Raw genomic sequence first — 20,088 nt, forward strand, 5'->3', positions numbered from 1 at the left:
GGCGGGCGGGTCATCGGGCGCCGCCGCGGAAGATCGCGCCGAGCGCGTCAGCCTGCTCGGGCGTCAGGGGCGGCGCCTGCGCGACGATCGCTGCGACGGCGGCATCGAGGTCGACGACCCGGGCGCTCGTCCGGCGGGCGGGCGACGCGGTCGCGGTGGGGGCGGTCACTTCGTCGCCTCGATCGGGACGAGCAGGGCCTCGACGTCTACCCACCGCACGCGGACGAGGCGAGGGCCGAACCGGTACGCCTGGAGGGCCCCGTCGGCGATGTAGTTATCGAGGGTCCGGCGCGTGACGCACAGCCGCTCGGCGGCGTCGTCGAGCGTGAGGTACGCGCCGGTCGGATCGGCGCCGGGCGGCGGTGGTGTCGGGTGCTGCCGTGCGGGCATGGGTGCTCCAGGACGTCCGTCGCATCTCTGCGACTCGGTCCCGGCACCGGTCTCCGGGGGACATGTCGAGCAAGCCCGGCTGGAATGTGCGCTGCGCGCGGTGTCTTGCAATCGGACTCTCGTCCGACGACACCCCCGATTCTACGGGTTTACACCGCGTTCAGGAAGGCGGTTCTGGTGTATCGCCGCAGGTGACGGGTTCAACACGTCACCTGTCAGGACCTCCACACGAGGCGCACCGACGCCGGGTCGAACCGCTTCGTGCCACGTGCGACCGGGTCAATCACGACCCGGTCGAACAGCACGCGGACGACGGCGCGCTGACGGGAGATGTCGAGCGCGTCCCATGCGGCGCGGACGTCGTCGGCACCGACGAGCCCGGCGAGCGCGTCCTCGCGTCCAGCGTCGGCGAGCGTCGCAGAGACCTCCGCCAAACGGGTCTCGATGTCGCGCGTGATCGTCGTCAGCTGTGACGCGCGGATCGTCCCCGCAGCGAACAGCGCCGCGGCCTCGTCGCGGCGCGTGCGGAGCGCGGTCGCCTCGTCGCGCAGGGCCGCGACGTCGTGGCGCGAGTCCCGTGTGAGGAGCGCGGCGGCGTCCGGACGGGCGAGGCGCGCGACGATGACCTCCTCGACGAACCGGTCGAGCGTGTCGGCGCCACGCGCGACGTCGCCCCTCTCCTTGCATTTGTAGGTGCGCTTCCCCCGGCTCGTGCGGGCGGTCGCGACCTTCGCGCCGTCGTCGCACCGGCCGCACTCGGCGATCGACGTCAGGAGGAACTTCACGCTGCGGTCCTTGACGGTCGACCGGGCCGGATCGGCGAGCACGTGCAGCGCCGCACGGTACGTCTGCTCGGGCACGAGCGCGGGCCACGACCCCGGGCCGACGATCTCGCCGCGGTGCGACCGCAGGGCGGCGTTCCTCGGGTTGGTCAGCACGCGACGCGTTGTCGTCGCGTCCCATGGGTTGCCGCGCGACGTCGTCGCCCCCGCCGTGTTCCACGCGCGAGCCACGGATCGCAGGGACCCGCCCGCGAGGATGGTCGAGTACCCGTCGCGCACGAGCGCGGCCTCGTCCTCGACGAGGTCGAGCCCGTCCACGGTGTACCCGAATGCGCGGGGTCCGGACGGCGGCTTGCCCGCGGCGGCGCGCTGGTCGTTCGCGCGGCGCTGCCTGTCGCCCTTGGTCTCGATCTCCGCGCGAGCGACGGACGCGAGGAGGTCCGCCACAAGCCGCCCGGATGGCGTCGTCATGTCGAGGTCGGTCCCGCGGACGAGTGCGACCGTCGTGGACGCGGCCTGCGCCGTCTCGATGAGGCGCACGGTGTCGCGGCGGTTGCGGGTGAGCCGGTCGAGGTTCCACGCGATGACGGCGTCGACCGCGCCCGCGCGCATGTCGTCGAGGAGGGCGTCGAACCCGGGGCGGTGCGCCTTGCCGGACGCCGACGTGTCGTTGTCGCTCCGCTCGGTGACCACGGTCCAGCCGCGGAGCGCGGCGAGGTCGCGCGCGTCGTCGAGTTGGCGGCTGACGGCGGCGCCTTCGCCGGTGCGGTCGAGGCTCACGCGGGTGTAGATGGCGGCTCTCATATGTGCACTCTAGCGATGTACGTGCTGCGCTTCGCCGTGCGCGACGTCGTGTCGCTCCAGTGCCGGCAGCCGAGCCTCGAGGGCACGGGGGAGATCCCCCTGCGGCGCCTGGTGAAGGAGGCGCTGCGCATGCGCCCGGACCGCATCGTCATCGGCGAGGTCCGCGAGGCGGAGAGCCTCGACCTGCTCGTCGCGCTGAACGCCGGAGTTCCGGGGATGTGCACGATCCACGCGAACTCCGCCCGGGAGGCGATCACCAAGATGTGCACGCTGCCCCTGCTCGCGGGCGAGAACGTCTCGGACCGCTTCGTGGTGCCGACGGTCGCGTCCGCGATCGACCTCGTCGTGCACCTGGGCGTCGACGCAGACGGGCGTCGCGGCGTGCGCGAGATCCTCGGTGTGACGGGCCGCGTCGAGCAGGGCGTCGTGGAGGCCGCGGAGATCTTCGTGCGTTCGGGCGACCGGCTGGTGCGGGCGGGAGGCTTCCCGCCGCGCGCGGAGCGCTTCGCGCGCGCGGGCATCGACCTGGCAGCGGTCCTGCGGGCGGGCCCGGCCAGTGCCGACGTGCTCGACGGCGCCGCGCCGACGAGGGTGGGCTGACCGTGGGCGTGGCGGTGGGCCTCCTCCTCGGCGCGGGGCTGTTCTGCGTCTGGTGGTCGTTCTGGGCGCCCGGGCCCCCGCGCGTGCGTCGCGCCGACGGGTGGGCGGCGCGCACGCAGGACCTGCTCGTCCAGGCCGGTGCACCGGCGGTGACACCCGGTGCCCTGGTGGTCGCGAGCGTCGGCGTCGGGCTCGTCGTCCTCGTGGTCGGGACGGTCCTCGCGCGCTCGTGGACCATCGCGGCCTGCTTCGCCGTGATCGCCGCGGGTGCGCCCTCCCTCCTCGTGCGGTCCCGCGCCCGGCGGCGGCGTGCACGGCTGCGGGAGGTGTGGCCCGAGGTGCTGGACCACCTGTCCTCGGGCGTGCGCGCGGGGCTGTCGCTGCCCGAGGCCGTCGGCCAGCTCGGCGAGCGCGGTCCGGTCGAGCTGCGCGAGCCGTTCACCCAGTTCGCGCGGGACTACCGCGCGTCCGGCCGGTTCGGGGAGTGCCTCGACCTGCTCAAGGACCGGCTCGCGGACCCGGTCGCCGACCGCATCGTCGAGGCGCTCCGGATCACGCGGGACGTCGGCGGCACCGACCTGGGACGCCTCCTGCGCACCCTGTCGACCTTCCTGCGCGAGGACGCCCGCACGCGCGGTGAGCTCGAGGCCCGCCAGTCGTGGACCGTGAACGGGGCGCGACTCGCGGTCGCCGGCCCGTGGGTCGTGCTCGGCTTCCTCGCGACACGCCCGGAGACGGCGGCCGCGTACAACTCCATGGCGGGTGCGGCCGTCCTCGCCGCCGGCGCGGCGTGCTCCGCGGCGGCGTACCAGCTGATGCTGCGGATCGGGCGGCTGCCCGAGGAAGAGCGGGTGCTGCGATGAGCGTCGTCGACGTGTCCTGGACCGGTGCCGCGCTCGGCGCGCTCGGCGGGCTCGGTGTCCTCCTCGTGGTCGCCGGGCTCCGGGGGCGGTCGATCCGCCTCGACGAGCGGCTCGCGCCCTACCTGCGCACCCACGACCGCACGTCCGTCCTGCTGCGCGACCACCCTGTGCGATCACCCTTCCCGACCCTCGAACGACTCCTCGCGCCGCTGCTCGCCGACGCGGGACGCGCGCTGGAGAGGTTCGGCTCGACGGCGTCCGACGTCCGGCGCCGCCTCGACCGTGCCGGCCGCGGACGCAGCGTCGAGCAGTTCCGCGCACGGCAGCTCGTGTGGGGCGTCGTCGGGCTCGGCGGCGGGACGGCGCTCGCCGTGCTGCTCGCGGCGACGCGGGGGTCGTCCGTCGCCGCCCTGGTGATCCTCGTGCTGCTGTGCGGCGTCGGCGGGGTGCTCGCGTGCGACCACGCGCTGACCCGCGCCGTGCGACGTCGGGAGGAGCGCATGCTCGCCGAGTTCCCCACGGTCGCCGAGCTCCTCGCGCTCGCGGTGAACGCGGGCGAGGGGCCGGTCGCCGCGCTCGAGCGCGTCGCGACCACCGCGCACGGCGAGCTCTCCGGCGAGCTGCGCACGACCCTCGCGACCGTGCGTGCCGGGACCCCGCTCGCCCGGGCGCTCGAGCAGCTCGCCGACCGCACCGGGCTGCCGAGCCTCACCCGATTCGCGGAGGGGGTCGCGGTGGCCGTGGAACGGGGGACCCCGCTCGCCGACGTGCTGCGGGCGCAGGCGCAGGACGTGCGCGAGTCGGGACGCCGCGCGCTCATGGAGGCGGGCGGGAGGAAAGAGGTCGTGATGATGGTCCCCGTCGTCTTCCTCATCCTTCCCGTGACGGTGGTCTACGCCGTCTTCCCGTCGCTCGCGACCCTGCGGCTCGGCTTCTGAGCAGCGGCCCACGAACATCCGGCACGACCGTCCGGCACGACCGATCGAAACGACGACGAAGGAGAAGCATGCAGGGGTGGAGTCGAGGGAACCAGGCCGTGCGCGCCGCAGCGCGCGGCGCGCTCGGGCGGCTGACCGGTCAGGACCCGGAACGCGGTGACGTGCCAGGCTGGGTGCTCATCACCCTGATGACGGCCGGGTTGGTGATCGCCCTGTGGGCCGTCGCCGGGCCGGCGCTGACGCAGGCCTTCAGCAACGCCATCTCGAGCGTCGGCGCCCCCTGAGGTGGTGCGTCGCGGTGGCCCGGGAGTCGGCGTCGAGGACCCGGAGCGGGGCTCCGCCGTCGTCGAGTTCACCCTCGTCTCCGTCCTCGTGCTCGCGCTGTTCCTCGGGGTCGTCCAGGTCGCGCTCGCCGTCCACGTGCGCGCGACGCTGGTGGACTGCGCGGCGGAGGGCGCCCGCGTCGCAGGTCGTGCCGACCGTGGCCCGCACGACGGCGCTGCCCGCACGCGCGACCTCGTCGTGTCCGCGCTCTCGGCGCGGTACGCGCAGGACGTCGTCGCGCGCCAGACCGTCGTGGACGGTCTGCCCGTCGTCGAGGTCACGGTGACCGCGCCGCTCCCGGTCGTCGGGCTGCTCGGCCCGGCCGGAGCACTCACGGTCCGCGGTCACGCGCTGGAGGAGGCCCCGTGACGCGCCTGCTCGCTCGGCTCCGCGCGAGGCTGACGGGGCAGCGCTCGGACCGGGGGAGCGCGGTCGTCGAGTTCCTCGGCGTCGCCCTCGTCCTCCTCCTGCCGGTCCTCTACCTCGTGCTCACGGTGGGTCGGGTGCAGGCCGCGACGTTCGCCGTGGAGGGCGCCTCCCGCGAGGCGGCGCGCGCGTTCGTCACGGCACCGTCGAGCGACGACGGCGCCCGGCTCGCCACGGCGGCCGTGGCCCTGGCGCTCGGCGACCAGGGGTTCGCCCCCAGCGCGGGCGGTCTGACGATCGCCTGCTCGTCACAGGTCTGCCTGGAGCCGGGCGGCGAGGTGACGGCGCACGTCCGGCTCGACGTGCCGCTCCCGCTCGTGCCCGAGCTCGTGCGGGAGGTCGTCCCTCTCGCGGTCCACGTGGAGGCGCGGCACGTCGCGTCCGTCGACGCGTACGCGGCGCGGCGGCCGTGAGCGCCCCGTCGCCCGCGAGCGCGGCGTCGCCCATGAGCGCCCCGACACCCATGAGCACCCCGTCGCCCCTGGGCGCCACGACACGCGGAGGCGCGCCGGTACCCGTAGGCACGCCGGCACCCGTAGGCGCCCTGACGCCCGCGGGCACCTCGACACCTCTGAGCACGGCGGCACCTCGGGGCACCGCGACACCCGGGGGCGCACCCGGACGCGGTCCCGGGCGGCGGTCCGGCGCGGTCGTGCGCGGGTCGGCGGCGCTCGTCGCGCGGCTCCGGGGCTCGGACGAGCGGGAGGAGGACGGCCGCATCCTGCTGCTCACGAGCGCGTTCGTCGCGTTCGCGCTGCTCCTCGTGACGGTCGTGGTGAGCGCCACGGAGGTGTACCTCGAACGCAAGCGGCTCTACGCGCTCGCGGATGCGCTCGCCCTCACGGCGGCCGACTCGACGACCCCTGAGACGTTCTACTCCGGCGGCGCCGCGCCGCCGGTCGAGGATGCCGTCCTCACGCTGACCGACGCCGGGATCCGCGCGGACGTCGACGACTATCTCGCCCGGAACCCCGCGGCGCTCGCCGGTCTGAGCGAGGTCGTGGTGACCGACGCGTCGACCGGCGACGGGCGCACGGCGTCGGTCGGCCTCGCCGCGCGGGCGCGACCCGCGATGATCAGCTGGGTGACCGGGGCGTGGAGTGATGGCATCATCGTGCGTGCAGAGTCACGTGCCAGAGCGTGGTGAGCACCTGTTGCTGTTCGACGAAGAACGTCCCAGGGAAAGGAATACCGCAACGTCGCGTGAGCGCGCTCTCGCGCCTTTGTTCACTTTCTTAACTTTGGATGGCCACTTCTGGTTGGGCCCTGTCAAAACCCCAGGTTCGCCGCTATGGTGATCCGGTCCGACAACAACTCCAACGATGGAGAGCTACAACATGAACGCACGAGCAACGAAGAAGCTCGTCGCCGGGGGTGCCCTCGGCGCGATGCTCATCGGCACGGTCGCCCTCGCGTCCGCTGCCTCCGCCGACCAGGTGGGCGACGACACGAACGTCGACGTCTCCGTCGAGATCGAGTCCAACGTGGAGCCGGGCAACCTCGCCCTCACCGTCGCCGCGAACTCGACCACGCTGACCGAGGCCGACGAGTCGTCGGTCGAGGGCACGCGCGAGTTCAACGGTGCCCTCCCGGAGGTCACCGTCACCGACACGCGGACCGAGGTGCCCGAGGGCGCCTACTGGTACGTGCTGGGCAGCGCGTCGGCCTTCACGGGCGACGCGGGCGAGATCGGTGCCGACAACCTCGGCTGGGCCCCGACCCTCGTCGACGGTGGCGACACCGGCCTGGTCTCCGAGGGCGAGCCGGTCGAGCCCTCCCTCGAGGACGGCCCGGGTCTCGTCGACCAGGAGCTCCTGGTCTCGACGTTCGACTCGGCCGAGGTCAACCCCGAGGGTTCCTGGACCGCCGGCGCGAACCTCACGCTGCGCACGGGTGAGGACGTCGCGCCGGGCGCGTACAACTCGACCATCACGCTGTCCCTGTTCGAGGACTGAGCCGTCCCGACGTCCCGGTGACCGGTTCCGGCCGGGCACCGACCGAGTAGTCACACGACGGGTCGCACCGTCCCGCACGACCACGGTCGTGCCGGGCGGGCGACCCGTCGTCGTACGGAGAGAAGCCCCTGCGTGATCCCCGCACCAACGCACCCCGCCCGCACCGGGTCCCCGTCCCGCCGTCGCGGGCGTCGTCTCGTCCTCGCCGCGACCGCCCTCGCCCTCGGCCTCCTGCCAGCGACCCCGCTCGCCGTCGCCGCGTCCGCGACGACCGCCGCCGCGAGCGCGCACGCCGGCGTCGCGAGCGCTCTGCCGACGGCGCTGCCCCTCGACACCGAGGACCGCATCACGTGGGGCGCCAAGCCCGCGGACGCGAACGGTCCCGACGGGCGTCGCGGCGTCGACCTCGTCGCCGACCCGGGCACGACGGTCGAGGAGCACATCGCCGTCTCGAACTTCAGCGACGTGCCGGCCACGTTCGCGCTCAAGGCCGCGGACGGCTACCTCACCGCCAACGGGCGCTTCAACATGCTCTCCTCGGACCAGGAGTCCACCGACGCGGGGACGTGGTTCACCGTCCAGGAGAGCGTCGAGGTGGGACCGAAGGAGACGGTGGTCGTCCCGTACACGATCACGGTCCCCGAGAACGCGACCCCGGGCGACCACCCGGCGGGCATCGCCGCGTCGGTCACGAGCACGGGCGGCGGCGAGGGCGGTACGAGCGTCGGCGTCGAGAGCCGTGTCGGGTTCCGCGTCACGACGCGCGTCACCGGCGACATCCAGCCCGCGCTCGCCGTCGAGGACGTCAAGGCGTCCTACGCGCCGTCGTGGAACCCGTTCGCCGCGGGCGACCTCACCGTCTCCTACGACGTCGCCAACGACGGCAACGTGCGCCTCGGCGCCGAGGGTCAGGTCGCGACGTCCTCCCTCTTCGGCGCCGTGACGGACGAGGCGACGGCGGAGCCGCTCGGGGAGGTCCTGCCGGGCGGATCCCTGCGGAGCAAGGTCGCGTTCGCCGACGTCTGGCCGCTCGGACCGGTCAGCACGACGATCACCGTGACGCCGACCGTCGTCGGCGACGACCAGGTGGACGCGCCGCTCGACCCGGTGACGGTCACCGTCACCACGTGGGCGGTCCCGTGGCCGCAGCTCCTGCTCCTCGCGATCGTCGTGGTCGTGATCGTGGGCGTCCGGGACGACCGCCGACGCCGGCGCCAACGCCTCGAGGCGATGCTCGCGAAGGCGCGCGACGAGGGCCGCCAGCAGGCGACGACCGCCGAGCCGGCGCCGTCGACCGCGGGCCGGTCCGCCCCCCAGGGCGGCACGAAGGACTGACGGCGACGCGCCGTCGGGCGGCCCTCGCCCGGTGGCACCGAACCCCCGCGGCGGCCCGCGCGCGGACCCCGCGCGCGGTCCCCTCGCCGTGGCCTCGCGCGACGGCGCCGACCGCGCGCGGGGTCGCGTAACCTTGAACCTCGTGGCCACCATCGACTTCCCGTCCGAGATCAAGGCGCTGCGGAGCACGCTCGAGTCCATCGAGAGCGTGAGCGACCCGGAGGAGCTGCGCGCGACGATCGCGAACCTCTCGGAGAAGGCGTCGGCGCCCGACCTGTGGGACGACCCCGACGCGGCGCAGAAGGTGACGTCGGCGCTCTCCGCCGCGCAGTCGGAGCTGGACCGGGTGAAGAAGCTCGGGCAGCGCATCGCCGACGTCGAGACCCTGGTCGAGATGGGCCAGGAGATGGAGGACGAGGACACCCTCGTCGAGGCCGAGAACGAGGTCGCCGCCATCCGCAAGGATCTCGACCAGCTCGAGGTCCGCACCCTGCTCGCCGGCGAGTACGACGCGCGCGAGGCCGTCGTGACGATCCGCGCGGGCGCCGGTGGCGTCGACGCGGCCGACTTCGCGGAGATGCTGCTGCGCATGTACCTGCGCTGGGCGGAGCGCCACGGCTACCCGACGACTGTCCTCGACACGTCGTACGCGGAGGAGGCGGGGCTCAAGTCTGCGACGTTCGAGGTGAAGGCGCCCTACGCGTTCGGCCACCTGTCGGTCGAGGCGGGCACCCACCGCCTCGTGCGCATCTCGCCGTTCGACAACCAGGGCCGCCGCCAGACGTCGTTCGCGGCGGTCGAGGTGATCCCGCTCATCGAGCAGACGGACTCGATCGAGATCCCGGAGTCGGAGATCAAGGTCGACGTGTTCCGGTCCTCGGGCCCGGGCGGGCAGTCGGTCAACACCACGGACTCCGCGGTGCGCATGACGCACATCCCGACGGGCATCGTCGTCTCGATGCAGAACGAGAAGTCGCAGATCCAGAACCGCGCCGCGGCTCTCCGCGTGCTCCAGTCCCGCCTGCTGCTCGTGCGCCAGGAGGAGGAGAACGCGAAGAAGAAGGAGCTCGCGGGCGACATCAAGGCGAGCTGGGGCGACCAGATGCGCTCCTACGTGCTGCAGCCGTACCAGATGGTCAAGGACCTGCGCACCGAGCACGAGGTGGGCAACCCCTCGGCGGTGTTCGACGGCGACATCGACGACTTCATCGAGGCCGGGATCCGCTGGCGCCGCGGGGTGCAGAAGGAGGCCTGACCCTCCGCGGCCGCCCCGGGCCGATTGATCCGAGCAACGGATCGATGCACCCGGGCGCGGCGTGTCCGCCCCGCCGGGCCGCAGACGCATGCCTACCCTCGGGATCGTGCGACGAACCCCGTTCGTCCACGGATCGACCCCCGACCCGAGGAACGTGCCGCTGTGATCCGCTTCGAGAACGTCACCAAGGTCTACGCGCGCGGCGCGAGGCCGGCCGTCGACGACGTGTCGTTGGAGGTCCGGCGCGGCGAGTTCGTCTTCCTCGTCGGCGCGTCCGGCTCCGGCAAGTCGACGTGCCTGCACCTCGTCCTGCGTGAGGAGCGCCCGACGAAGGGCAAGGTCTTCGTCGCGGGCCGCGACCTCGGGTCGATGTCGAGCTGGAACGTCCCGAAGCTCCGCCGCCAGATCGGGGTGGTCTTCCAGGACTTCCGCCTGCTGCCCAACAAGACCGTGTTCGAGAACGTCGCGTTCGCGCTCCAGGTGATCGGCAAGCCGCGTCACACCATCGCGATCACGGTGCCCGAGACGCTCGAGATGGTGGGCCTCGCGGGCAAGGAGAAGCGTCGCCCGCACGAGCTCTCCGGCGGTGAGCAGCAGCGCGTCGCCATCGCGCGCGCCATGGTCAACCGCCCGCCGATCCTGCTCGCCGACGAGCCGACCGGGAACCTCGACCCCACGACGTCCCTCGGGATCATGCGCCTGCTCGACCGCATCAACCGCACCGGCACGACCGTCGTCATGGCGACGCACGACGAGGAGATCGTCAACCAGATGCGCCGCCGCGTCGTCGAGCTCGACACCGGCACGCTCGTGCGCGACCAGGCGCACGGCTCGTACGGCGCCCGTGGTCAGGTCATCCCTGGCCCGACGACCGGCCCGGCGCCCGAGTCGGCGCCGACCGCCGTCGTGCGCCGGACCGCACGCCCGTCCGCGGCGCCCGACCCGGCGTCGTCCTCGACGCAGGACCCGGCCGAGGCGCCGGACCGGACGCCGGCGACCGGCGCGACGCCCGCGGTCGACGCGTCGGGCCGGCCACCGCTGCCCCGGCGACGCTCGACGCGTCGCCACGTCGACGCGACGGCGGGGGAGTGAGCGGCGTGCGACTCCAGTTCATCCTCGCGGAGCTCGGCCAGGGCCTGCGGCGCAACGTCTCCATGGCCGTCTCCGTCGTGCTCGTCACCTTCGTCTCGCTCACGTTCGTCGGGTCGTCGCTGCTGCTCCAGGCGCAGATCGGCAAGCTCAAGGACGACTGGTACGACAAGGTCGAGGTGTCCGTCTTCCTCTGCCCGGCCGGGTCGCCGTCGCCCACGTGCGCGGCCGGCGAGGCCACGCCCGACCAGATCGCGGCGATCGAGGACCTGTTCGACACCGAGCTCGGCGACGAGATCCAGACGGTCTACTTCGAGTCCAAGGACGACGCGTTCGCGGCGTTCACCGAGCGCTACCCCGACGGGTACCTGGGCACGCAGCTCACGGTCGACGACATGCAGGCGTCCTTCCGCCTCAAGCTCACCAACCCCGAGAACTACGAGGTCGTCAACGACGTCGTGACGGGGCGGCCGGGCGTCGAGGTGGTCGAGGACCAGCGCCGCATCTTCGACTCGCTGTTCCTCGCGCTCAACCGCGCGTCCCTGCTCGCGGCCGGTCTCGCGGCGGTCATGCTGCTCGCGGCCGTGCTGCTCATCACGACGACGATCCGCCTCTCCGCGCTGAGCCGACGGCGCGAGACGGGCATCATGCGGCTCGTCGGGGCGTCGAACCTGTTCATCCAGCTCCCGTTCCTCCTCGAGGGCGCGATCGCCGCCGTGCTCGGCGCGGTCCTGGCGGTCGGCGGGCTCTGGGTCGGCGTGAAGTACCTCGTCACGGACTGGCTGTCCCAGTCCGTGACGTGGGTGGCCTACGTCGACGAGGCGGACGTGCTGCGCATCGCACCCGTGCTCGTCGGGATCGCTTTCCTGCTGGCGGCCGTGTCCTCGGTCGTCACGCTCAACCGCCACACGAGGGTGTGAGATGACCCGGGACCTCCGCCGCGCGACAGCGGCTCTGATCGCCACGACCCTGCTCCTCGTGGGGGGTGTCGCCTCGGCGTCCGCCGACGACATCGACGACCGCCGTGCCGCGGCGGAGCGTCGCCAGTCCGAGATCCTCGGCAACCGCGAGCAGCTGCAGTCCGAGCTCGAGGACACGGACGCGGCGCTCGCGCAGGCCGTCGTCGACCTCCAGGCCATCGAGGCGCGGCTGCCCGTCGCCCAGGCCGAGCTCGACGCGGCCCAGGCCGAGGTCGAGCGGACGCAGCGCGAGGCGGAGCTGCTCGCGCAGCGGCTCGAGGACGCGCTGGGCCAGGAGGCCGCGATCAGCGCCGAGATCGAGCGCGGCGCGACCGAGGTGGCCGACGCCAAGTCGAGCATCGCCGAGATGGCGCGCCAGGCGTACCGCGGCCAGGGCGACGTCTCGAGCCTCGGCATCGTCACGGGTGCGCAGAGCACCGAGGAGTTCATCGCGGAGTACGCCGTCTCCTCGACGGCGGCGCGCAGCCAGTCCCGCTCGCTCCAGGAGCTGCTCGAGGCCGAGTCGGTGTCGCGCAACCGCGAGGCGCGCCTCCAGGCGGTGCGCGAGACGGTCACCGACCTCAAGCAGCAGGCGGACGAGAACCTCGTCGCCGCCGAGGCGGCGCGCACGGCCGCGGCCGACCGCAAGGCCGAGGTCGAGCAGCTCATCGTCGACCAGCAGGCCAAGAAGGCGACGATCGAGGAGCGCAAGTCCGCGGCCGAGGCCAAGGTCGCCGAGAACGAGGCCGCACAGCAGTCCCTGCAGAGCGAGATCAAGGGCATCATCGCGGAGCAGGCCGAGCGTGACCGCAAGGCCGCCGAGGAGGAGGCACGCCGCCAGCAGCAGAGCCAGCAGTCCGGCGGCGGCGGTGGCGGTGGCGGCGGCGGGTCGTCCTCCGGCGGTGGCGGCGGCGGAGGTGGCGGTTCGTCCTCCGGCGGCGACCGCGGCAGCATCTCGAGCTTCCTGTCGTACCCGACGGCGGTGCCCTACGTGACCTCGAGCTACGGGATGCGCCTGCACCCCATCCTCGGCTACTACCGCCTGCACGCGGGGACGGACCTGCGCGCCTACTGCGGCACGCCGATCATGGCGGCCGGGCCCGGGACGGTCGTCCACGCCCAGTGGCGCAACGGCTTCGGCAACCAGGTGCTCGTCAACCACGGCACGGTGGGCGGCAAGAACCTCATGACGAGCTACAACCACCTCACGCGCTTCGCGGTGTCGTCCGGCCGGACCGTCAACAAGGGTGACGTCATCGGCTACTCGGGCAACACCGGCCTCTCGGGGGCGTGCCACCTGCACTTCGAGGTGTACGTCAACGGGTCGACGATCGACCCGATGTCCGTGCTGCGCTGACCGGGCCGGGTCGCGCTCCGGGCGTCGCGCCCGACCCGCCCCGGCCCCCGCGCGACCGCACCCGGGGGATAATCGGTACCGGGCGCCGTCGGGCACCCGTACGCTGGGGCGCCCGCACGGCTCGGGGCCGACGCACGGACGGTGCCCCGGACGAGCACCCCGGGCGACAGCACCGACAGCAGAGAAGGACGGTAGGACACGGATGGCGAAGGACAGCGGCCGCAAGGTCGTCGCCAGCAACCGCAAGGCACGCCACGACTACGTGATCGAGGACGTGTACGAGGCGGGGATCGTCCTGTCCGGGACCGAGGTCAAGGCGCTGCGGATGGGCAGGGCGTCGCTCGTCGACGGCTACGTCGCGGTCGACCGCGGCGAGGCCTGGCTCGAGAACGTCCACATCCCCGAGTACACCGAGGGCACGTGGAACAACCACGCCCCGCGCCGCAAGCGCAAGCTGCTCCTGCACAAGGAGGAGATCCTGCGCCTGGAGTCCAAGACGCGCGAGAAGGGGCACACGATCGTGCCCCTCGCGCTGTACTTCCTCGACGGCCGCGCCAAGGTCGAGATCGCGCTCGCGCGCGGCAAGAAGGAGTACGACAAGCGCCAGGCGCTCCGCGAGAAGCAGGACAACCGCGAGGCGCAGCGCGCCATGCGGCAGCGCGAGCTGCGCTGACGCCGCGCGGGGCGTCCCGCACGCGGTCCCGTGCCCGACGCCGGCCCCACCCGCTGGTGACGCCGTCGCCCTCGACGTACGGTCGAGGGCGAGACGACGACCGCGAACCAGGAGGCCCCATGGTCAAGCTCCGCCAGTACATCCCGCGCCTCGCGGCGGGGGCGTACATCCTCAACTCCGGCCTGAGCAAGCGCGGTGCCGACGAGGAGACCGCGCAGGGACTGCACGGGATGGCCGCCGGCACGTACTCGTTCCTCGGGGACGTCGAGCCGAAGCAGTTCACCAAGACCCTGTCGACCGCTGAGATCGCGCTCGGCGCGGCCCTCGTGGCGCCCTTCGTCCCGACCGGTCTCGTCGCCGTCGGGCTCGGCGTCTTCTCGGCCGGCCTCGTCGGCATGTACCTCAAGACGCCGGGCATGACGCGCGAGGACGGGGTGCGACCCACCGAGCAGGGGACCGGGCTCGCGAAGGACGTGTTCCTCCTCGGGATCGCCGGCGGGCTGCTCGTCGACTCGCTGAGCCGGAAGAAGTAGCCGCGACGCGGGTACCGGCGGCGCACGACCGCCGGGACCCGGCCGCGCGGAAATATCCGTGCGGGGCACGGCGTTGATCGCGTAGGCTGGACCTGCTGCACGAGGTCCGGGTCCGCCCGGGCGCCGCGCAGTGCTTGACAACTGCACAGGGGGTGATCGGTTTCGACGGTGGTCGTGCTTCGAGGAGAAGCGGGCCGAGGATGCAGGCTTATCTCGTAAACGATGTCTGCAAAACACAGGTGCCGATAACAAGCGCACCGACTTCGCCCTCGCCGCCTGAGCGAGCCCCGAAGTCCGTCAGCCCGAGCTAGCTCTCGACTCGGATCCTGGCGTCATCTAGAGAGCCACTGCTCGTAGTCCTCGTCACCGGGGCTGCGGGGACTTTCAGGTGACTGAGCCCGTCCGCATCTTGTCTGCGTGAGTGCGGGGGCCGAGAAAAACGACAGCAGACTGCGCCCGGAGAAGTCCTCGATCGGCGTCACCGGACCGGGGTTCGATTCCCCGCACCTCCACCCCTGCGGCGACGGCCCGCACCCCTCTCGGGGTGCGGGCCGTCGTCGTGCCGGGGCTCGTTCGCGTCACCAGCCGTGGCGCTCCCAGGCCTTCGCCGCCTCGTCGCCCTCGAGCCACTCGAGCCGCAGCCGCCGCCCCCGTACCTCGAGCCGGGCGTCGTCGTCACGGGGGAGCGGGGGCGCGCCGGGATCGTCGCTGTACAGGTCCTCGTCGCCGTCCGTGCCGTCGAGGTGGGCTCGCCACTGCACGCGCGGCTCCGGGTTGACGTGCCGGGGGAACGTCTGCGGCCCGACGGTGTCCCAGTGCGTGCACACGCGCGTCACGAGGTGACCGGCGAGCCGGGCCGTGCCCTCGTCGTCGGCCCACAGGCGCGCGACGCGACCGGTGCCCTCCGGGGCGACGGGCTCAGTCACGGGCGGACGCCCCGACGAGCGGAGCCCGTCCCGACGACGGCGCCCGCGGGTCGTCGTCCGGCCCCGTGCCGCCGTCGTCGGCCGGGGGAGCGCCGCCGTCCTGCGCACGACGGCGCACCCGGCGCAGCACCCAGCGCACGACGAGCAGCACGAGACCGGCGACGACCAGCCACGGGAGCAGCGCGCCGAGGACGACGACCAGGCCGTTGAGCGTGCTCAGCAGAGCGTTCCAGCCGTTCTGCAGACCGCCGAGGAAGCCGCCGGGAGCGAGCTGCTCGGCCGGCACCACCTGCACGACCGTGACGTGCAGCGTCGACATCGAGACCTGGTCCGTGAGCGCGGCGCGCTGCGACTGGAGCGACTCGAGCTCCGCCTGGCGCGTCGTGAGCTCCTGCTCGGCGGCGAGCAGGTCCGCGGTCGTCGCGGCGTCGCCCATGAGCGTCCGCAGGCGCTCGACCGACGTGGTGAGCGCCGCGACGCGGGCGTCGAGGTCGCGCGCGGTGCCGGTCACGTCGACCGCCTCGATCGCGAGGTCGCGCACCTCACCGACCTGACCGAGCGCGTCCACGGTCGCGGTCGTCTGGGCCGCCGGCACGCGCACGGTCAGCTCGGCCGTGGGCCGCGCGTCGCCCTCGGGCTCGGACTGCCGCCGGCTCTCGACCCGCCCGCCCGCGCTCTCCGCGAGCTCGGCGACCTGCTCGGCGGCCGCCGACGGGTCCTTCGCGACGACGGTCACCGAGCCGGTCGTGACGATCTCGCGGTCTGCCTCGACCACGGCGTCCTCGTCGCCGGTCGTGATCCCGGCCGGGGCGCCGGACGAGGCGTCGGTGCCGTCGACCACCGCCGCCTCGGACCCCGCGCCGGAGTCGAGGGCGGCGTCGCCGGCGCCCGGCGTCGCGGAGCAGCCGGCCAGGAGCGCGCCGCCGAGCACCAGCGCGGCGACGACGGCGAGAGGGCGAGTGGTCCGCATGCTGCGAGGGTAGGGGGCCAACCGCGCGAACCGGACAGCCGCACCCACATCGTGACCGTCTTGTGAACTGTCCGTGATCCGACCGTCGCCCGGCGCCGTGCGGACGTGCCGGTCCGCGCGCGAGGATGGGCGCGTGCTCGTGTGCTGCGGACTCGTGACCCTCGACGTCGTCCAGGTCGTCGACGCCCTGCCCGGACCCGACGAGAAGGTCGTCGCGCGGTCCCTCGCCGCGACGTTCGGCGGCCCGGCCGCGAACGCCGCGGCCACCGCCGTCGCGCTCGGCGTCCCGACGACCCTCGTGACCGCCGTGGGCCACGGGCCCCTCGCTGCGGTCGTGCGGTCCGAGCTCGAGTCCGCGGGCGTCGCGCTCGTCGACGCGGTGGCCGGCGCGGCCGAGGTTGCCGGGCCGGCCCAGCCCGCGGTCTCGACGGTGCTGGTCACGCGCGCGACCGGCGAGCGCGCGGTCGTGAGCACCAACGCGTCCGGCTTCGGCGACCTCGCCGACGCGCGGCTGGTGGGGCCGGGTCGCACGGCGGACCTGCTGGACGAGCTCGGCCCCGGGGACGTGCTGCTGCTCGACGGTCACCACCCGGGGCTCGCGCTCCGGGTCGCGCGCCGCGCGCGGGAGCGCGGGTGCGCCGTCGTGCTGGACGGGGGCTCCTGGAAGCCCGACGCGCCCGCGATGATCGGGCTGTGCGACGCCGTCGTCGTGTCGGCGGACTTCCGGCCGCCCGGCGTCGCGACGGACGACGTGCTCGACGCCGTCGCCGCGCTGGGCCCCCGGTTCGTCGCGCGGACCCGCGGTCCGCGGCCCGTCGAGGTGCTCGACGCGGGGGAGAGGTACGAGGTCGCGGTCCCGCGGCCAGGCCGCGTGGTCGACACCCTGGGCGCGGGCGACGTGGTCCACGGCGCGTTCGCCGCGGCGGCGGCGCGCGGGTCGCCGTGGCGCGCGGCGCTGGAGGACGCCGTGCTGGTCGCGTCCCGCTCGGTCGAGCACGCCGGCGCGCGGGGCTGGATCGCCGCGACGTCGTGACGCGCGGGGGCCATGGGACCAAGGTCCCGGGTCGCGGCCTCCTCGGCTACATTTCGGTCACGAAGCCGGGAGAGAGTTGACAGCCACTTAGTAAAGGCAGTCTACTAACAAACATGACAACGGCAGTCACCGGCACCGGCGCACCGAGGAGGCGACTGAGCACAGGGCTCAGGCCGACCTCCAAGGTGCTCCCCGAGCACGCTCGGGCCCACAACCGGTCGCTCGTGCTGCAGCACCTGTTCCACGAGGGCCCCACGTCGCGCGCCGACCTCGCGCGCGCCACCTCCCTCACCCGCGTGACCATCTCCGACCTCGTCTCCGTGCTCATCGCCGAGGGCCTGGTCGAGGAGCTCGGCGTCCGCCCGGGGCAGCGCGTGGGCAAGCCCGCGATCCTCGTCGGCATGCGCACGAGCGCGTACCAGATCGTTTCTGTCGACCTCACCGACGACGAGGTCCTGCGCGGCGCCGTCGTCACGCTCACGGGCGACTTCGTCGTGCGGCAGAGCCTCGCGGTGGACGGCCGCACCGGCACCGAGCTCGTCGACCTCCTCATGCGCTTCTGCCGCGGCCTCATCGCGTCCGCGACCCAGCCGGTCATCGGCGTGGGGATCGGGTCGCCCGGCGTCGTCGACGCCGAGGGCCGCGTCATCGAGGCGCCGAACCGCCGCTGGTACGACGTCCCGCTCGCGGCCCAGCTCACGGAGCGGCTCGGGCTCGCGGTCCACGTCGCCAACGACGCCAACATCGCCGCGCTCGGTGAGTTCACGTTCGGGGGAGCGGCCGGGGACGGCCTGCTCGTCCTCACGGTGGGCGAGGGCGTGGGCGCCGGCATCATGGTCGACGGCGCGCGCGTGCACGGGCACGCCGACGCCGCCGGCGAGCTCGGCCACGTGACCGTGGTCGAGGACGGCGAGCCGTGCGCCTGCGGGCGCCGCGGCTGCCTGGAGACCGTCCTGTCCGTGCCGGCGCTGCGCCGCGCGGTGGACGGGCTCGACACCGAGGCTTCCGACGCCGTGCTGGCGTCGGTGGGCAGGACGCTGGGCATCGCCCTGGCCCCTGTCGTCAGTGCGCTCAACCTCGCAGAGGTGCTCGTGAGCGGTCCTGCGGACCTGCTCGACGGCCCCCTGCGCGAGTCGGCGTTCGAGACCATCCGCTCCCGCACCATGCCGGTCATCGGCAGCGGGCTGCAGGTGCGGATGGCCACGCTCGACGAAGACGTCGTCCTCGCTGGGGCCGCCGTCCTCGTCCTCTCCGGACAGCTGGGGGTCTCGTGAGCCGACGACGCTCCGCCTGACCCGCCCTGCCCGACCGGGGCGCGGGCCACGACCCGCCCCTCACGACCTCCTGGGACCCCCAGTGCAGCACCCCCAGGAACGCAATAACACAGCAGCGCCCCTGCACACGCTCGATTACGCAGGACTCCTGCCACACCTCCGGTGGGGGCATCGCCGCCACCACCAAGAATCACCGAGAGGAAGCACCCAGTGAAGAGGAACCGTCTCGTCGCCGCCTCCGTGGCGTCGACGATCACCCTGGCGCTCGCGCTGACCGCCTGCAGCACCGGCGGCGGGAGCGACGACAACGGCTCCGGCGACGGCGAGTCCGCCTCCGGCGACATCCGCGTCTGGCTCAACGGGTCGGACACGCCCGACGCCGCGCGCGACTACCTCAAGACCACGTTCGAGGAGGAGAACCCGGGCAGCACCCTCACGATCGAGGAGCAGTCCTGGACCGGCCTCGTCGACAAGCTCACCACGTCGCTCTCCGGCTCCGACAGCCCGGACATCGTCGAGGTCGGCAACACGCAGTCCCCGGCCTTCACGTCCGCAGGCTTCTTCCGTGAGATCACCGAGGACGAGTTCCAGTCCCTCGGCGGCGACGACCTGCTCGGCGGCTTCGTCGAGGCCGGCGACTGGGAGGGCAAGCACTACGCCCTGCCGTACTACGCGGGCTCGCGCGCCGTGTTCTACACCCCGCAGGTCACCGGCTCCACACCGGTCCCGACGACGCTCGACGAGTACGTCGAGACCGCGAAGTCGCTCAAGACGGACACGGTCTCCGGCGTCTACTGGCCCGGCCAGGACTGGTACAACGCCCTTCCCTTCGTCTGGGAGAACGGCGGCTTCATCGCCGAGCAGAACGACGACGGCGAGTGGGAGGCCGGGTTCTCCTCGGAGGGCGGCCTCGCCGGCCTCGAGCAGGTCCAGGACCTCATGACGAACGCGTCGCTCGCGCCGAAGGACGGTCAGGAGACCGACCTCCAGGTGCCGTTCTGCGAGGGCCAGGTGGCCTACGTGTCGGCCCCGACGTGGATCGCCGGCACCATCAAGACCTCGGCCACGCCCGAGGACCCCAAGACCACCCCCGGGTGCCTCGAGACCTACGGCTCCGACCTCGCGGCGTTCCCGCTGCCCGGCAAGACCGCGGGTGAGCCGGCGGCCGTGTTCGCCGGTGGCTCGAACATCGCCGTCGCGGCGAAGTCCAACAACCCGGACCTCGCGTACAAGGCGTTCGAGATCATGATGAGCGACGAGTACCAGACGATCCTCGCCCAGGCGAACATGATCCCGGCGAAGAAGTCCCTCGCGAGCGAGGTGCCGCAGGACGACCCGATCGCCCAGGCGGGCGTCGAGGCGGCACAGAACGCTCGACTCACCCCGGCGTCCCCGAAGTGGGCCGACGTCGAGGCGCAGAACGTGCTCCAGAGCGCCTTCACGAAGCTCGCCAACGGCGACGACGTGCAGACGGTCGCCGAGGAGCTCGACGCGAAGATCGAGTCGATCCTCAACAGCTGAGCCGGTCCGACGGTGCCCGGTGACCGCCGGGCACCGTCGGAGGCTCGAGCCGTCAGGGGTGGGGACTCCTTCGCCGGAGCC

Annotated in this window: 22 protein-coding genes, 1 other RNA gene and 1 pseudogene; 19 read left to right on the forward strand and 5 right to left on the reverse strand. The window is 73.3% G+C overall.

Annotated elements, in window-relative coordinates; translation table 11 throughout:
• Positions 1-10: 10 nt before the first annotated feature.
• From BJP59_RS05095 to BJP59_RS05105, 3 genes are all read right to left on the reverse strand, one after another.
• Positions 11-169, reverse strand: coding sequence for a hypothetical protein (locus tag BJP59_RS05095; protein WP_194522389.1), 159 nt, complete (start codon positions 167-169; stop codon positions 11-13).
• Positions 166-390: a helix-turn-helix transcriptional regulator gene (locus tag BJP59_RS05100; protein WP_194522390.1), complete on the reverse strand. Its 225-nt coding sequence runs from the start codon at positions 388-390 to the stop codon at positions 166-168. Before BJP59_RS05100 ends, BJP59_RS05095 begins: the two co-directional genes overlap by 4 nt.
• A 215-nt stretch (positions 391-605) precedes the next feature.
• Entirely contained in the window at positions 606-1,976 is a 1,371-nt protein-coding gene (locus BJP59_RS05105; protein WP_194522391.1) for a recombinase family protein, read from the reverse strand.
• 24 nt (positions 1,977-2,000) lie between these two features.
• Here BJP59_RS05105 and BJP59_RS05110 point away from each other — a divergent pair.
• The 16 genes and pseudogenes from BJP59_RS05110 to ssrA form a co-directional block, all read left to right on the forward strand.
• Positions 2,001-2,576: pseudogene (locus tag BJP59_RS05110) on the forward strand (ATPase, T2SS/T4P/T4SS family); the annotation flags it as partial.
• Between the two features lie 2 nt (positions 2,577-2,578).
• Positions 2,579-3,439, forward strand: coding sequence for a type II secretion system F family protein (locus BJP59_RS05115; RefSeq protein WP_194522392.1), 861 nt, complete (start codon positions 2,579-2,581; stop codon positions 3,437-3,439).
• A complete protein-coding gene (locus tag BJP59_RS05120; RefSeq protein ID WP_194522393.1) occupies positions 3,436-4,377 on the forward strand; it encodes a type II secretion system F family protein in 942 nt (313 codons plus the stop codon). The genes BJP59_RS05115 and BJP59_RS05120 overlap by 4 nt, the downstream gene beginning before the upstream one ends.
• Positions 4,378-4,445: 68 nt before the next feature.
• Entirely contained in the window at positions 4,446-4,661 is a 216-nt protein-coding gene (locus BJP59_RS05125; protein ID WP_021483743.1) for a hypothetical protein, read from the forward strand.
• A gap of 4 nt (positions 4,662-4,665) precedes the next feature.
• Positions 4,666-5,070 (forward strand): TadE family protein, encoded by a 405-nt coding sequence (locus BJP59_RS05130; RefSeq protein WP_194522394.1) that lies wholly within the window; start codon positions 4,666-4,668, stop codon positions 5,068-5,070.
• Complete coding sequence (locus BJP59_RS05135; protein WP_228485283.1) at positions 5,067-5,540, forward strand: TadE/TadG family type IV pilus assembly protein; 474 nt, start codon at positions 5,067-5,069, stop codon at positions 5,538-5,540. The genes BJP59_RS05130 and BJP59_RS05135 overlap by 4 nt, the downstream gene beginning before the upstream one ends.
• Before the next feature lie 239 nt (positions 5,541-5,779).
• Positions 5,780-6,274 carry a pilus assembly protein TadG-related protein gene (locus BJP59_RS05140; RefSeq protein ID WP_194522395.1) on the forward strand — a complete coding sequence of 165 codons (495 nt, stop codon included), beginning with the start codon at positions 5,780-5,782 and terminating at the stop codon, positions 6,272-6,274.
• Between the two features lie 190 nt (positions 6,275-6,464).
• Entirely contained in the window at positions 6,465-7,082 is a 618-nt protein-coding gene (locus tag BJP59_RS05145; RefSeq protein ID WP_021483459.1) for a hypothetical protein, read from the forward strand.
• A gap of 132 nt (positions 7,083-7,214) precedes the next feature.
• Positions 7,215-8,417 carry a DUF916 domain-containing protein gene (locus BJP59_RS05150; RefSeq protein WP_228485284.1) on the forward strand — a complete coding sequence of 401 codons (1,203 nt, stop codon included), beginning with the start codon at positions 7,215-7,217 and terminating at the stop codon, positions 8,415-8,417.
• Between the two features lie 142 nt (positions 8,418-8,559).
• On the forward strand, positions 8,560-9,672 hold the full coding sequence (gene prfB, locus BJP59_RS05155; RefSeq protein WP_031316541.1) for a peptide chain release factor 2: 1,113 nt from the start codon (positions 8,560-8,562) through the stop codon (positions 9,670-9,672).
• Positions 9,673-9,834: 162 nt separating this feature from the next.
• Positions 9,835-10,764 (forward strand): cell division ATP-binding protein FtsE, encoded by a 930-nt coding sequence (ftsE, locus tag BJP59_RS05160; protein WP_194522396.1) that lies wholly within the window; start codon positions 9,835-9,837, stop codon positions 10,762-10,764.
• 5 nt (positions 10,765-10,769) lie between these two features.
• Entirely contained in the window at positions 10,770-11,681 is a 912-nt protein-coding gene (gene ftsX, locus BJP59_RS05165; RefSeq protein ID WP_021483124.1) for a permease-like cell division protein FtsX, read from the forward strand.
• A 1-nt stretch (position 11,682) separates the two neighbouring features.
• Positions 11,683-13,077, forward strand: a complete 1,395-nt coding sequence (locus BJP59_RS05170; RefSeq protein WP_194522397.1) for a M23 family metallopeptidase — start codon at positions 11,683-11,685, stop codon at positions 13,075-13,077.
• Positions 13,078-13,279: 202 nt separating this feature from the next.
• Positions 13,280-13,750: an SsrA-binding protein SmpB gene (smpB, locus tag BJP59_RS05175; RefSeq protein ID WP_021482407.1), complete on the forward strand. Its 471-nt coding sequence runs from the start codon at positions 13,280-13,282 to the stop codon at positions 13,748-13,750.
• A gap of 119 nt (positions 13,751-13,869) precedes the next feature.
• On the forward strand, positions 13,870-14,283 hold the full coding sequence (locus tag BJP59_RS05180; protein ID WP_021482408.1) for a hypothetical protein: 414 nt from the start codon (positions 13,870-13,872) through the stop codon (positions 14,281-14,283).
• A 148-nt stretch (positions 14,284-14,431) separates the two neighbouring features.
• Positions 14,432-14,798: a transfer-messenger RNA gene (gene ssrA / locus BJP59_RS05185) on the forward strand.
• A 63-nt stretch (positions 14,799-14,861) separates the two neighbouring features.
• Here ssrA and BJP59_RS05190 read toward each other — a convergent pair.
• On the reverse strand, positions 14,862-15,209 hold the full coding sequence (locus BJP59_RS05190; protein WP_194522398.1) for a hypothetical protein: 348 nt from the start codon (positions 15,207-15,209) through the stop codon (positions 14,862-14,864).
• Positions 15,202-16,179, reverse strand: coding sequence for a DUF4349 domain-containing protein (locus BJP59_RS05195; protein ID WP_194522399.1), 978 nt, complete (start codon positions 16,177-16,179; stop codon positions 15,202-15,204). The genes BJP59_RS05190 and BJP59_RS05195 overlap by 8 nt, the downstream gene beginning before the upstream one ends.
• A 73-nt stretch (positions 16,180-16,252) precedes the next feature.
• On the opposite strand from BJP59_RS05195, the gene BJP59_RS05200 reads away from it, so the two are divergent.
• From BJP59_RS05200 to BJP59_RS05210, 3 genes are all read left to right on the forward strand, one after another.
• A complete protein-coding gene (locus BJP59_RS05200; RefSeq protein WP_228485285.1) occupies positions 16,253-17,212 on the forward strand; it encodes a PfkB family carbohydrate kinase in 960 nt (319 codons plus the stop codon).
• Between the two features lie 113 nt (positions 17,213-17,325).
• Complete coding sequence (locus tag BJP59_RS05205) at positions 17,326-18,486, forward strand: ROK family transcriptional regulator (protein ID WP_051027709.1); 1,161 nt, start codon at positions 17,326-17,328, stop codon at positions 18,484-18,486.
• A 210-nt stretch (positions 18,487-18,696) separates the two neighbouring features.
• Complete coding sequence (locus BJP59_RS05210) at positions 18,697-20,007, forward strand: extracellular solute-binding protein (protein ID WP_021481372.1); 1,311 nt, start codon at positions 18,697-18,699, stop codon at positions 20,005-20,007.
• Positions 20,008-20,088 lie beyond the last annotated feature (81 nt).

The organism is Cellulosimicrobium sp. JZ28 (assembly GCF_015327065.1).
Taxonomy (GTDB): domain Bacteria; phylum Actinomycetota; class Actinomycetes; order Actinomycetales; family Cellulomonadaceae; genus Cellulosimicrobium; species Cellulosimicrobium funkei.

Bases quoted from the DNA above. Each gene is read 5' to 3' on its own strand.
- BJP59_RS05100 (WP_194522390.1), bottom strand. From the start codon at position 390: ATGCCCGCACGGCAGCACCCGACACCACCGCCGCCCGGCGCCGATCCG.
- BJP59_RS05105 (WP_194522391.1), bottom strand. From the start codon at position 1,976: ATGAGAGCCGCCATCTACACCCGCGTGAGCCTCGACCGCACCGGCGAA.
- BJP59_RS05120 (WP_194522393.1), top strand. From the start codon at position 3,436: ATGAGCGTCGTCGACGTGTCCTGGACCGGTGCCGCGCTCGGCGCGCTC.
- BJP59_RS05125 (WP_021483743.1), top strand. From the start codon at position 4,446: ATGCAGGGGTGGAGTCGAGGGAACCAGGCCGTGCGCGCCGCAGCGCGC.
- BJP59_RS05145 (WP_021483459.1), top strand. From the start codon at position 6,465: ATGAACGCACGAGCAACGAAGAAGCTCGTCGCCGGGGGTGCCCTCGGC.
- BJP59_RS05170 (WP_194522397.1), top strand. From the start codon at position 11,683: ATGACCCGGGACCTCCGCCGCGCGACAGCGGCTCTGATCGCCACGACC.
- smpB (WP_021482407.1), top strand. From the start codon at position 13,280: ATGGCGAAGGACAGCGGCCGCAAGGTCGTCGCCAGCAACCGCAAGGCA.
- BJP59_RS05180 (WP_021482408.1), top strand. From the start codon at position 13,870: ATGGTCAAGCTCCGCCAGTACATCCCGCGCCTCGCGGCGGGGGCGTAC.
- BJP59_RS05195 (WP_194522399.1), bottom strand. From the start codon at position 16,179: ATGCGGACCACTCGCCCTCTCGCCGTCGTCGCCGCGCTGGTGCTCGGC.
- BJP59_RS05205 (WP_051027709.1), top strand. From the start codon at position 17,326: ATGACAACGGCAGTCACCGGCACCGGCGCACCGAGGAGGCGACTGAGC.